Consider the following 11,738-nt stretch of genomic DNA (forward strand, 5'->3'; position numbering starts at 1 on the left):
CGCACTTCGTGCGCTCGACAGCTTGTAAGTCGCTTTTTTGTGGTTTTGCTACGCAAAAGTTTCCCACAAAAAATCAACTTACAACCTGCGGCTGAGCTGAACGTTACGTGGTCAAAGCATTTTGGCTTGTGCAATCCTGAAAGCTCGCAAAAGCAAAAACCTGAAATTTTGAAGAACGAGTGTTTTTGGTTTTTTTACTTCGGCCAGTTCGTGCGCTGTAGCGGTTTGAAGAATGTGAAGGTTTTATCTGGTTTGTGTTCTTGTAGGTTTTTCTTTCAAAGCTGAAATGCAAGTTCGGCCTTGGTTAAATTCAGCTTTTGTTATTTCCCATTTTTGGGTAAAGTTTCACCACAATTTTAGGCGTGTTGGTTTGCATCGGAAGGCAAAGCAAAAGCTTCCTTTCTGCTTCGGCAACATCATCATAAAAGAATTATCACGTAACAAGGCAATGAACCGGATGGTTTTTAAGTAGCATTTTTGCCATTCCGCTTCGCTGCATTTTAAGGCAAAAGTGCTACTTAAAACCCACCGGTTATCGCAACGTTAGCTTGGCAAGGAAAATTATGAGTAATGAAAGAGTATATACGCCAACGAGCCACGAATATTTTGATGATATAGCCGCATTGTTTATAGCACTGGCTAGTTTTAACGCGGCCTCCGAAGCATATTTAAATTGTCCTGTAACTCAAATCCCTTCAAATCCAAAAAATGGCCTATTTTTGTACGGTAGGGTTGCAACTTATGGTTTTCCGACTTACAAATTAATGCACAATATGGTTAAGGATATTTGGCCCAATAGCCTTCAACTTGTTCGCTTCGAACCAGTGGAGTCACCACTGACTTATGAAAATTATGTAGATCTTAAAAGTATCGGCCTACAGAATTTAGTTAGGCAGTTTGTCGGAACTGCCTTTCTTAAATTTTATGAAAGAAATGGCTCAACTCTCAAAAAGAATTTTGGTACACAGCCACACACTTGGCCAGAGCTATGGCGGTTTGCTTGGCTTCTGCGAAATGCAATCGCACACGGAGATAAATTTGCAATTGATAATCCAAATACTCCGTTGACTACCTGGAGAGGCATAGCCGTTTCCACCGCCAATTCTGGAAGCTCATGGTTTGATCTCGATTGTGGTTTTCTTGGTGGTGGTGACGTACTTGAGCTGCTTGAAGAGCTTCATACATCACTTTTAACTTTAGTGCGCTAATAGGTAAAAGCTAACAAATCGCTCAAGCACCGCGCACTACGTGCGCTGGACAGTTTTTAAGTCGCAGTTTTATGGTTTTGCTGCGCAAAATATTTCCATAAAACCACAACTTAAAAACTGCCGCTTAGCTCGGCGTTATGCAGAATCATCATGAATATTGAAGAAGCAGTTTCTTTATTACGAAAAAATGAAATGGAAGTTCCTTTGTCTCCTCGTCTTCCATCTGAAGTTGAAGTGGAGCTAGTTGAGAGGGAGCTTGGAGTAGTATTTCATGAGGATTATAGGTATTACCTTTTAAATGGCAGCAATACAGTATATGGCACACTTGAGCCCGCAATGCTTACACTCCCTAAGGCTCATTTTCATCTTCCTACATTAGTCGCCTCAGCTAGGAAGTTCGGTGTTCCAGAACGTTTATTGCCTATATGTAGTGACAATGGTGATTTCTACTGCATTGCGGAAAATGGCGTCATTGAATACTTTAGTCATAATGGTGCATCGAAAGAAACATGGCCTAATTTAGGCGAATGGATCGTTAGAGTATGGTTAAAAATACAAGCATAACAAAGTGTTCCAACACCGTTCCGGCGCTTCGCGCCTCCACTCGACAGTTTGTAAGTAGCGCATTTAGCGAATTGCTGCGCAAAGTTTATCGCAATGCGCTACTTACAAACTGCGATTGAACACAACGTTAAGCCAGAAAAGGTAAATATATTAATGAACAACGAGTTAATGGAAAACTTTGTTGAAAAGCTTCGATTAATAAGAAGCGAACTAATTGTCAACCTAAATTATGATTATAAACGCATGCTTGCTGAACACTCTCGCGATGGAATGCTTGGCTCAGGGGCTACGATTAAGAAAACAATGAATTTCATCGTTTTAGGGAATGCTAGCTTGTACGCTCAAGCTATTGGGTACCTAAAAAAGCTCAATGTGAATTACAACAATAATCTCGAATCAGAAATTCAAACTTTAACTAAATCCGCTCAAGAGCAATTTAAAATTGAAGCGCTTATAATTTTTCAGAAAAGCACAGAAATCGCAAGAAGTCCAAATCTATACGCAAGAATGTTGCCTGAGCTCGAATCGGAAATGGCTTCAAATTTGGCAGTTTTCCAAAATTCATTAAATGCGTCCATTCTTGAGCTAAAAATTAAAAGTTCAATATCTTTGCTAACTAAGTCACTATGGTTCTTGGAAGCGGTATTATTGTTAAGCTCTATGTTTATTGCCGGCATGTGGTACAAAGACCCTAATGGAAATTACGAACCAGTTCTAATAGGGCTTGGCCTAGTAATTCCATTGGTCGGTGTAGTTATTAAATTGAGCCAAAAAAAAGCGGCTTAACAAGGCGTTGCACCTGACGAATTGTAAGTAGCGCTTTTGCAATATCGCTACGCTAAGTTTATCGCAACGCGCTACTTACAATCCGCAGGTGAACGCAACGTTATAAATATAAGAGGGAAGTATGCAGAATATGTCCGATCAAAAAAGGTTTGTAGTTCTTGCTGTATATTGTCTTGGTCTTTGTACTTTTGCACTCGGCGGAAGTTTTTTGGTCGGGTTGGTTTTAAACCTAGCCTATCAGTTTGATACAAAAAATACATGGCTTGAATCGCATCATAGGTGGCAAATAAGAACAGCGTTATTCACTATTTTATGGGCATTCGTTGGACTAATTATGATTTTTACATTTGTGCTCAATGAAAATAGTGATCCTGCATTTGTTTTGGCATTAATTGGAGGTGCAATTTTAGCGGTCACTTTATTATGGTTTGCTTATCGGAATATTATTGGCCTGTACAGGCTTAATCAAGAAAAGCCAATGTATTTGTCAGAAGTAAATTAGAATTTTTTATAACAATGCGTTGCACCAGACGAATTGTAAGTAGCGCTTATGCAATATCGCTACGCGAAGTTTATTGCAACGCGCTACTTACAATCCGCAGGTGAACGCGACGTTACGTGGTCAAAGCATGTTGGTTTGTGCAATCCTGAAAACTCGCAAAAGCAAAACCGGTATATTTTGAAGAATGAATGTTTTTTGGTTTTCTGCTTCGGCCAGTTTGTGCGCTGTAGCGGTTTGAATAATGTGAAGGTTTTATCTGGTTTGTGTTCTTGTAGGTTTTGCTTTAAAAGCTGAAATGCGAGTTTGGCTTTGGTTAATTTCTGCTTTTGTTATTTCCCAATTTTGGGTAAAGTTCCATCAAGTTTTTAGGCGTGTTGGTTTGCACGGAAAGGCAACGGCAAAAGCTCCCTTCCCGCTTCGGCAAATTCATCACAAACATTTATCACGTAACAAGGCGCTCCAGCACCGCGCACTTCGTGCGCTCGACAGGTTGTAAGTCGCTTTTTTGTGGTTTTGCTACGCAAAAGTTTTCCACAAAAAACCAACTTACAAACTGCGGCTGAGCTTAGCGTTATGCAAGGCAAGCTGAGAGAGTTAAATGAAAAACATACTTTTCTATATTTTATGCATTCCCGCTAAAGGTAGTTTTGCACTTGACATCAGCTGTCACCAGTCAAAAGTAATTGAGCGTGAAATTACCGGAGCAATAATAGACTTTCATTCTGGTCAACACTACGGCTTTGAAAATGGGGTGCTTATTACTGCGGCTATAAAACCGGCTATAGAGGGAAACGAGTTTAGACGTATTGAAGTTAAAGTTATTGAAAAGGGATCGGTTAAATACAGTTTTGAGCCCGCAGTAGGAATATCCAAAGAAAGTATTGTTTTCAATTTAGCGGGAAATAGAAATTTCGTATCTAACTACAAGCTTATAATAACCTATGCGGATCAAGCACATTGCCCCACCATAAGTTATAGTTACAAAGGGTTTATTCCTAAAATAAAGTAGCATAACAAAGCATTGCACCCGACGAATTGTAAGTAGCGCTTATGCAATATCGCTACGCTGAGTTTATCGCAACGCGCTACTTACAATCCGCAGGTGAACGCAACGTTAAATATTCGGGGTTGTTTTTTGCTTTGTGCAGTCGGGAACTATTTCGTGCTTTTTGAGCCATGCTTACTCTAAGCAAGAGTCGCACTTGGCAAGTTTTCAATTGCGGCCTTTTGCTCTTCGAGGTTTGTGTTTCAAACGAAATCGTTATTCGTTCCCAGAAAGTTCAACCCACTGCCCAACACAGCACGGAACAACTCTGTTGGGTTTATCATGTGCCGAAGCTTGGGCACATTAAATTGGCCGGTAGTTTTTAAAAGTCTGCTACGGCCAAGAGTTCGCGTTCTTTTTGAACTCTTGCCAATAAGCTAAAATGCGGTAATCTTCATCAAATTACTTTTTATCGGGCGCATGTAGTTACAGCTTCAAAAACTCATGCTTTCGTTTTTTAAACCACCAAATACTTAACAAGGCGTTGCACCAGACGAATTGTAAGTAGCGCTTATGCAGTATCGCTGCGCGAAGTTTACCGCAACGCGCTACTTACAATTCGCAGGTGAACGCAACGTTAGGCGTAAAAAAACACATGGAGATATTGTCAAAATGATTGGTGGTTGTTTGTGCGGCTCAGTAAAATTTGAAGTAAAACTAGACCAGCTGAAAATCTATCAATGTCACTGCTCTCTATGCAGAAAGCAAACTGGAGCTGCATCAAGTTGCGGGTCTGTGATTGATATAGAAAAGTTTGAATGGCTGTTCGGGGAAGGCAACATTTCAAAGTGGGTTAAAGAAACAGGTTTTACTTCTCACTTCTGTAGCGCGTGCGGCTCATCAGTACCAAACAAGTTTAGAGGGAATCCATTTTTTTGGGTTCCAGCTGGTCTAATGGACAGTCAGAGTATTGAAGTGGTTGCAAATATATTTGTCTGTGAAGCCGCCAAATGGAGTCAAGTATCTACAAGTATAAATCCACACGCGACAAGACCTGAAATTAAAAACTTAATAGAACTTTTGAGTGGAAATGCCTAACAAGGCAATGAACCGGATGGTTTTTAAGTAGCACTTTTGCCATTCCGCTTCGCTTCATTTTACGGCAAAAGTGCTACTTAAAACCCACCGGTTATCGCAACGTTAAATTGGAGCCGAATAATTGAAGTATGGAGTAATGCTTAGGGGTGAAAACTTTGCCATCAAATCCGGAGCCGGAGCGGAGAATATCGGGTTCTTTACAACTCGTTTCGTAAAAGCACAAAATCCTGATGAAGCTGAATTGGTAGCAATGGAAATGATCCGCACTGATAAAAATCTTTTGGAATCTCTTTGCAAGGAAAGTGCGCTCGAATCTAAAATATATTTAGAAAAAATTTGGCCTGAGCGTTGGTGGAAACGCCTTGGGGGCGGTGGTTACACGTTTTACCCTATGGAACATCCCAAATAAATACTAACTGGCTATCCAGCCTGCAAAGAAAAAATTTAACAAGGTGTTCCAACACCGTTCCGGCGCTTCGCGCCTCCACTCGACAGTTTGTAAGTAGCGCATTTAGCGAATCGCTGCGCGAAGTTTTTCGCAAACGCGCTACTTACAACCTGCGGTTGAACACTACGTTAAATTGGAAGGTGAAATTAGATAGTGCCATATCTTTATTTCGCTAAATTCTATTGTTGATTTTGGTCGTATTTCTCAAGGAAAAATCGAATGGTTGTATTTGCAATTACCAGAGAAGGGTATATGGAACTTGAACCAATTATCAAAACCTTGAATTATCCAATGTGGGTTGGTGCTGGCGTATTATCTACTAGCGAACTTTCGGAATTACGGAGCTTGGGGCTTGACCTGACAGAGTTCTCATATGCTATTGAACCAACTGATATGGCGACTATACAGGGTGCTCTTGACACTATAGCGCAACACCATCCAGAGCAAAGAGTTTGGTTAGAATTCCGGCCTGAGTAAATGCACAACCTATACCGCAACAAGCGAAAAATTTAACAAGGCGGTCAAACATCGTTCCGCTTCGCTCCACTGGACAGAATTTAAGTAGCTTTTTTGTGGTTTTACTTCGTAAAATATTTCCACAAAAAAGCTACTTAAATTCTGCCGTTTACCGCAACGTTAGCTTGGGTCAAGAAAAATACATCTAATTTAAATCATCAGAAATCAACTAATCAGTTAAACTTGCTAATAAGGAAGTGTTATGAACAGCGAAGTGTCTTTGGTGCGTCTTTATCTTCTAAGAGTTCTATATCTATTAAATTGTCTATTTTTGGGCGCAGACGTATGGCCTGCTTTATTTCGTGATGCTACGAATTGGAACTCTATACATTGCGTAGCTTATAGTTTTTGGGCAGCACTTTCTTTGTTGAGTTTGTTAGGCTTACGCTATCCACTTCAAATGCTACCAATAATATTAATGCAGTTTGTATATAAGTGTGTTTGGTTAGTGTTTTTTGCAATCCCTCATTGGCCAGCTATTAAAGCTGATGGACTTTTTCCAATTATGGCAATTGGCCTTGTTATTGACATAGTAGTTATTCCTTGGTTGTACATTTTTAAAAGCTACATTATAAAAAACGGAGATCGCTGGAAATAAATAAAGCTAACAAGCAATCAAGCGGATGGCCTTTAAGTTGCACTTTTGCCATTCCGCTACGCTCCATTTTATGGCAAAAGTGCAACTTAAAAACCACCGCTTATTGCGGCGTTAAATATTCGAACTTGTTTTAGTTTTGTCGTAGCCGTGTTGGCCTTGGTACTTTTTGAACTGTGTTCACTCTAAGCAAGGGTCGCACATGGAAAGTTTGCAATTACGGCCTTTTGCTCTTCGTGGTCTGTGTTTCAAACAAAATCGTTATTCGTTCACAGAAATTTCGGCACACTGCCGACCACAGCACGGAACAAGTCTGTTTGGTTTTTCATGTACCGTAACTTACGCACATTGAATTGTCAGGTAGTTTCTAAAAGTATGTATCGACCAAGAGTCCACGTTCTTTTTGAACTCTTGCCAATAAGGTAAAATGCAGTAATCTTGAACAGGTTACTTTTTATCAATCGCAGGTAGTTGTTGGTTCAAGAACGTGTTCTATTGCTTCTCAAACCATCAAATACTTAACAAGTCGTTCCAGCAACGTGCGCTTCGCGCACTCGACAGTTAGTAAGTCGCTTTTTTGTGGTTTTGCTACGCAAAAGTTTTCCACAAAAAACCAACTTACTAACTGCGGCTGAACTCGGCGTTACGTTGGCAAAGCGAATTAAAATGCTACGCTTCGGCTAAATCGCAAAAGCAAAAGCTAAAAATCTGAAAGGTTGAAGTTTTGGCTTTTCATGTGCTGCTAGTTTTAAGCGTACAACCCGTTTTTCTAGGCTGAAATATTGCGGCCTAACGTTCTGAAAGTTTTCTTGTGCCTTCGGTAGTTGTTTTATCGCAAGTACTTTTAACAGCTTACATAAAGCTATAATTTATTGAGTTTTGCTTTGTTGTCTCTGGCTTTATGGCGGTTAAAGCTTTAAATTGTGTTTTTGTTGGTTTGCTTCGGAAGGCGTGGATTTTAATAATGTGGTTTTTCCTTCCTTAGCTCCAATCCTTAAAATTTAAAAATCACGTAACAAGTCGGTCAAGCACCGCACATTACGTGTGCTGGACAGGCTTTAAGTTGCACTTTTATGGTTTTGCTTCGCAAAAGTATTCCATAAAAGCACAACTTAAAGCCTGCCGCTTACCTCAACGTTAAGCAGGTCATGAATGGATATCGATTTAGACGAAACACTGTTATCTTTTGGCGCAATGATTTTCGAGCTTGGTCTCCCAGTTTTTCTTGCATTTATTTACAGATATTCCCCTAAAAATAGACCCGTTATAGTTACGGTTATCTCTTCATTAATGCCATTTATCTGTGTGTACATATTTTTTCTAATTGAAAGCATTGTTGAACAAACAGCTGAAGTTGGGTGGGCAGCAGGTGCTATTTGGGTAATGAGCTTTTTTGTCTATATTACAACTGCTATATTCAGTTTTATTCTCGGTCTAATATTGCCAAAAAATATTAAAACTTGGCTGAGGGCCATATTGGGTCTGTTTTCTGGGCCAATTGCTTTAGTTATACTAAATCTATTGCCACTTTAAAACGCTTAACAAAGCAATCAAACGGATGGCCTTTAAGTTGCATTTTTGCCATTCCGCTACGCTCCATTTTATGGCAAAAGTGCAACTTAAAAACCACCGCTTATTGCGGCGTTACAAAGGGCAAGAATTTTAAAGCTACAGCTTCGGAAACACCGCAAACGTAAAAGCTGTATTATTTGAAGTATGAATGCTTTGGGTTTTCCGCTTCGGCTAGTTTTGTTTTCTTAGCAAGTTGAAGAATGAGTGTTTTTTGTTTCCTGCTTCGGAAAGTGCGAGCTTCGTAGCTTTTGAAATAACGAAGGTTTTATTCGCACCTTGCTAAGCAGGTTTTGTATTTTAACCGTTGTGGTATTGTCTTTTTTTCTTTACCGTTTCGGAAAGTTGGTTTTGGGCTTTGCTAGAAAAAGCTTTTTGGTTTTTCGTTGAGCAAGGCTAAAACCGTAGTTTGTAACAAAGCGTTGCACAGAGTCGAATCAATGAATAAAATCTATATTCTGGCGGTTATATTTTTTAGCATTGCGAGCTGCTCTAGCGAACCGAACACAGAAAATTTTTGCCTTGAAGAATTCTGCTTTGAAAAGAAGCTAAATTCGCAAAAAGAGTCTCAAGTAAAGCAAAGGTATTTGGAGCTGGTAAACCTTATAAATGAAAGCCCCTTAAATATTGTCCAATTTACAGGCGAGCTTGCTAAAAACAGTCAAAACCCAGCGCAGTCTATGAAGAAATACTTCGGTTGGATTAAACCTGAATGCTTGCATTACATAATAATTGGTGAAAATATTTCAGCGGTTTTGCTAAAGAACTCTACCAACGAAAGGTTTGTCCTCTACTATAATCACGAAATCGGGAAGTTTGAAGTAAGCTATGAAACGCCTAGCGGCTACTCGGCAATAGACAATTTATGGGTCAATAGCAAGGTAGAGCCCATAATCAAAAATTAAAATGTGTAACAAGGCAATCAACCGGATGGTTTTTAAGTAGCATTTTTGCCATTCCGCTTCACTCCATTTTATGGCAAAAGTGCTACTTAAAAACCACCGGTTATCGCAACGTTACGTGGGTAAAGCGTTTTAGCCTGTGCAATCCTGAAAGTACGCAAAAGAAAAGCCGATGAATTTTAATAATGAAGTTTTTTTGGCCTTACGCTTCGGCGAGTTCGATTTTCTTAACTTGTTGAAGAATGAGTGTTTTTTTCTTCATGCTTCGGCCAGCTTTTACGCTGTAGCGGTTTGAAGAATGCAAGGTTTTTTTCTGGTTTGTGTTTTTTTATGTTCTGTTTTAAAAGCTAGAAAGCAGGCTGCTAGCTTAGTCATTTTTAGCTTTCGTTATTTCCCATTTTTGGGTAAAGTTTCACCACAATTTTAAGCGTGTTGGTTTGCACGGAAAGGCAACAGCAAAAGCGCCCTTCCCTCTTCGGCAAACTCATCACAAAAACATATTCACGTAACAAGGCGTTGCACCAGACGAATTGTAAGTAGCGCTTATGCAATATCGCTGCGCTTAGTTTATCGCAACGCGCTACTTACAATCCGCAGGTGAACGCAACGTTATGTGCTGGCGCTTTTAATGTGCTTTTTCAGCTTTGCAGGCAATCTTTCAAAGAAAACAAAGAACATTTGCGGGTCTGTGCCTTGCCTGCTGTTCTGTGTAAATACTGGCTTTGTAAACTGCCATTCGTTGCGCCAAAACTGATCGCTTGGCGGTAAATCGTTTAATTTTTTAACTAACTCTTGCACTTCGTCACCTCACATAACAAGGCGTTCCAGCGGATGCGTGGTAAGCCTTGGTTTTTAGTTGATTTAGTCAGCGCACTCGCTGAACTTGGCGTTAGTGAATAAATGAAAACAGCACTAAAGCGTACAATCATATTCATAACTTCAGCTGGGTTGCTTTTAATACTGGCCTCATATGTTTGGTATATTCATCTTGAATACTATGGGCATACTGAAACCTTCCAGCTGTATCAAAACCAAGGAAGTATTAGGTTTTGTAATGGCAAAGAATCAGTTACCCCGTTTTGGAATGCGACATCCGAAAATGATCTACAGTTAGCTAAAGCAGAGAAGCTTGTAGCGGACGGAGTTTCTATCACTATATATGCTAAAGGCGGCATCTCTGAATCTGGCTCAGAAGTTTTTGTAAATGAAATTACAAAAATAGAAGGCGGAATTAACCACAGTTGTGAGGTTAAGTAGTAGAAAATAGCATCACTAACAAAGCGGTCAAACCTCGTTCCGCTTCGCTCCACTGGACAGAATTTAAGTAGCTTTTTTGTGGTTTTACTTCGTAAAATATTTCCACAAAAAACCTACTTAAATTCTGCCGTTTACCGCAACGTTAGGCATAAATATGAAAATCGTAGAACTTCTCAATAAATCCCTTAAATCAAAAGAGCTAGTCGAGCTCTTCGAAGACTACGATGTAGAAGTCATATATATGTATGATCGGCTTTATGAGGGCATGAGCGATCAATATTTTGGAAAAATAGCAGAACTAGGTTTGGAGTTTTCTTTCAATGAAAATCAAATCTTAAAAACAATATTCATTTTTACTCAGCAAACTAATGGTTATTCTCAAGAAAACATCGGTGAGTTAAACCTGCAAGCTTTTTCTACTAAGGAACATGCTATAGATTTTGCTAAAGAAAATTGCATAAATTATAAAGAGGGTAATGGTAATTTATTTGGTGCAGAGCTTGACTGGGTTAAACTTATTCTCGGCCAATACTCTATCCATTACCAGTATTCCAACGACGTTCTTAACCAAGTGACTCTACAGGTAGAAAATGCCTAACAAGGCAATCAACCGGATGGTTTTTAAGTAGCATTTTTGCCATTCCGCTTCGCTTCATTTTATGGAAAAAATGCTACTTAAAAACCACCGGTTATCGCAACGTTATGGAACCATATGAATCTGATGCAACGAGTTCTGTTATTGATGGTGCTATCTTGCTTGGAAGGCTGCGTCTGGCTAAACCAAGAATATTACTGTGGAGTGCCAGATGAAAAGCATTTATGGAGTCCGCTCGTATTAAGCGAAGAGTCAAAGCGTTCATATCTAAGCTTAATACCCGAAAACTCTATATTCTTTAAAACACCGAAAAAGCACTACTGGTATAAATCAGGCGAAAAGGTTCGTCTATGCTCCCCCTCCCTAGAAATTCGCTCCGGCGTATTCGATCAATCAAGAGAGGGGTGTTTTATTTATGAATTTATTTTTGAAAACAAAAACATAAAAAGTAAAAATGAACTTGTTTGCACAGGCTAATCCATAACAAGGCAGTCAAACCTCGTTCCGCTTCGCTCCACTGGACAGAATTTAAGTAGCTTTTTTATGGTTTTACTTCGTAAAATATTTCCATAAAAAAGCTACTTAAATTCTGCCGTTTACCGCAACGTTAGAAGGAATCATGAATTATTATGTCGATTGGCGAAAGCCCATTAAGATCTTAGCTTTTACCACGCTTGCACTATTCGTTGCTATCGGGGTCCAGTATAAGTTCG

The 11,738-nt window shown here is 39.5% G+C and carries 16 protein-coding genes; 15 read left to right on the forward strand and 1 reads right to left on the reverse strand.

All coding sequences use genetic code 11. The annotated features are described in order from the left end of the window. The 12 genes from AC2CG4_RS19890 to AC2CG4_RS19945 form a co-directional block, all read left to right on the forward strand. The coding region (locus AC2CG4_RS19890; protein WP_484487928.1) for a hypothetical protein at positions 1 to 285 on the forward strand (285 nt) is incomplete at its 5' end. Between the two features lie 278 nt (positions 286 to 563). After that, positions 564 to 1,208, forward strand: a complete 645-nt coding sequence (locus AC2CG4_RS19895) for a hypothetical protein (RefSeq protein WP_484487929.1) — start codon at positions 564 to 566, stop codon at positions 1,206 to 1,208. A 150-nt stretch (positions 1,209 to 1,358) separates the two neighbouring features. After that, on the forward strand, positions 1,359 to 1,772 hold the full coding sequence (locus AC2CG4_RS19900; RefSeq protein WP_484487930.1) for an SMI1/KNR4 family protein: 414 nt from the start codon (positions 1,359 to 1,361) through the stop codon (positions 1,770 to 1,772). 93 nt (positions 1,773 to 1,865) lie between these two features. Beyond that, positions 1,866 to 2,558: a hypothetical protein gene (locus AC2CG4_RS19905; RefSeq protein WP_484487931.1), complete on the forward strand. Its 693-nt coding sequence runs from the start codon at positions 1,866 to 1,868 to the stop codon at positions 2,556 to 2,558. 130 nt (positions 2,559 to 2,688) lie between these two features. Further along, the gene (locus tag AC2CG4_RS19910) at positions 2,689 to 3,060 is read left to right on the forward strand and encodes a DUF4870 family protein (protein ID WP_484487932.1); all 372 of its coding nucleotides are present in this window, start codon (positions 2,689 to 2,691) and stop codon (positions 3,058 to 3,060) included. A 598-nt stretch (positions 3,061 to 3,658) separates the two neighbouring features. After that, a complete protein-coding gene (locus tag AC2CG4_RS19915) occupies positions 3,659 to 4,069 on the forward strand; it encodes a hypothetical protein (RefSeq protein ID WP_484487933.1) in 411 nt (136 codons plus the stop codon). 549 nt (positions 4,070 to 4,618) lie between these two features. Further along, entirely contained in the window at positions 4,619 to 5,143 is a 525-nt protein-coding gene (locus AC2CG4_RS19920) for a GFA family protein (RefSeq protein WP_484487934.1), read from the forward strand. A gap of 121 nt (positions 5,144 to 5,264) precedes the next feature. Beyond that, positions 5,265 to 5,552: a hypothetical protein gene (locus tag AC2CG4_RS19925; RefSeq protein WP_484487935.1), complete on the forward strand. Its 288-nt coding sequence runs from the start codon at positions 5,265 to 5,267 to the stop codon at positions 5,550 to 5,552. A 258-nt stretch (positions 5,553 to 5,810) separates the two neighbouring features. Continuing rightward, the gene (locus tag AC2CG4_RS19930) at positions 5,811 to 6,068 is read left to right on the forward strand and encodes a hypothetical protein (protein WP_484487936.1); all 258 of its coding nucleotides are present in this window, start codon (positions 5,811 to 5,813) and stop codon (positions 6,066 to 6,068) included. 241 nt (positions 6,069 to 6,309) lie between these two features. Further along, positions 6,310 to 6,705 (forward strand): hypothetical protein, encoded by a 396-nt coding sequence (locus tag AC2CG4_RS19935; protein WP_484487937.1) that lies wholly within the window; start codon positions 6,310 to 6,312, stop codon positions 6,703 to 6,705. Between the two features lie 1,149 nt (positions 6,706 to 7,854). After that, the gene (locus AC2CG4_RS19940; RefSeq protein WP_484487495.1) at positions 7,855 to 8,235 is read left to right on the forward strand and encodes a hypothetical protein; all 381 of its coding nucleotides are present in this window, start codon (positions 7,855 to 7,857) and stop codon (positions 8,233 to 8,235) included. Between the two features lie 476 nt (positions 8,236 to 8,711). Continuing rightward, positions 8,712 to 9,176, forward strand: a complete 465-nt coding sequence (locus AC2CG4_RS19945; RefSeq protein ID WP_484487938.1) for a hypothetical protein — start codon at positions 8,712 to 8,714, stop codon at positions 9,174 to 9,176. A gap of 606 nt (positions 9,177 to 9,782) precedes the next feature. Here the strand turns inward: AC2CG4_RS19945 and AC2CG4_RS19950 are convergent. After that, positions 9,783 to 9,971: a hypothetical protein gene (locus AC2CG4_RS19950; protein ID WP_484487871.1), complete on the reverse strand. Its 189-nt coding sequence runs from the start codon at positions 9,969 to 9,971 to the stop codon at positions 9,783 to 9,785. Between the two features lie 102 nt (positions 9,972 to 10,073). On the opposite strand from AC2CG4_RS19950, the gene AC2CG4_RS19955 reads away from it, so the two are divergent. The 3 genes from AC2CG4_RS19955 (at position 10,074) to AC2CG4_RS19965 (ending at position 11,502) form a co-directional block, all read left to right on the forward strand. Continuing rightward, positions 10,074 to 10,430: a hypothetical protein gene (locus tag AC2CG4_RS19955; protein ID WP_484487939.1), complete on the forward strand. Its 357-nt coding sequence runs from the start codon at positions 10,074 to 10,076 to the stop codon at positions 10,428 to 10,430. 154 nt (positions 10,431 to 10,584) lie between these two features. After that, positions 10,585 to 11,028 (forward strand): hypothetical protein, encoded by a 444-nt coding sequence (locus AC2CG4_RS19960; RefSeq protein ID WP_484487940.1) that lies wholly within the window; start codon positions 10,585 to 10,587, stop codon positions 11,026 to 11,028. 114 nt (positions 11,029 to 11,142) lie between these two features. After that, the gene (locus tag AC2CG4_RS19965; RefSeq protein ID WP_484487941.1) at positions 11,143 to 11,502 is read left to right on the forward strand and encodes a hypothetical protein; all 360 of its coding nucleotides are present in this window, start codon (positions 11,143 to 11,145) and stop codon (positions 11,500 to 11,502) included. Positions 11,503 to 11,738: the final 236 nt, after the last annotated feature.

The organism is Cellvibrio sp. ATLC23, assembly GCF_057196725.1.

Coding starts and splice junctions, on each gene's coding strand:
- AC2CG4_RS19920 (WP_484487934.1), top strand. CDS start 4,619: ATGCAGTATCGCTGCGCGAAGTTTACCGCAACGCGCTACTTACAATTC.
- AC2CG4_RS19900 (WP_484487930.1), top strand. CDS start 1,359: ATGAATATTGAAGAAGCAGTTTCTTTATTACGAAAAAATGAAATGGAA.
- AC2CG4_RS19945 (WP_484487938.1), top strand. CDS start 8,712: ATGAATAAAATCTATATTCTGGCGGTTATATTTTTTAGCATTGCGAGC.
- AC2CG4_RS19965 (WP_484487941.1), top strand. CDS start 11,143: ATGAATCTGATGCAACGAGTTCTGTTATTGATGGTGCTATCTTGCTTG.
- AC2CG4_RS19895 (WP_484487929.1), top strand. CDS start 564: ATGAGTAATGAAAGAGTATATACGCCAACGAGCCACGAATATTTTGAT.
- AC2CG4_RS19955 (WP_484487939.1), top strand. CDS start 10,074: ATGAAAACAGCACTAAAGCGTACAATCATATTCATAACTTCAGCTGGG.
- AC2CG4_RS19930 (WP_484487936.1), top strand. CDS start 5,811: ATGGTTGTATTTGCAATTACCAGAGAAGGGTATATGGAACTTGAACCA.
- AC2CG4_RS19960 (WP_484487940.1), top strand. CDS start 10,585: ATGAAAATCGTAGAACTTCTCAATAAATCCCTTAAATCAAAAGAGCTA.
- AC2CG4_RS19940 (WP_484487495.1), top strand. CDS start 7,855: ATGGATATCGATTTAGACGAAACACTGTTATCTTTTGGCGCAATGATT.
- AC2CG4_RS19915 (WP_484487933.1), top strand. CDS start 3,659: ATGAAAAACATACTTTTCTATATTTTATGCATTCCCGCTAAAGGTAGT.
- AC2CG4_RS19910 (WP_484487932.1), top strand. CDS start 2,689: ATGTCCGATCAAAAAAGGTTTGTAGTTCTTGCTGTATATTGTCTTGGT.
- AC2CG4_RS19905 (WP_484487931.1), top strand. CDS start 1,866: ATGCGCTACTTACAAACTGCGATTGAACACAACGTTAAGCCAGAAAAG.
- AC2CG4_RS19935 (WP_484487937.1), top strand. CDS start 6,310: ATGAACAGCGAAGTGTCTTTGGTGCGTCTTTATCTTCTAAGAGTTCTA.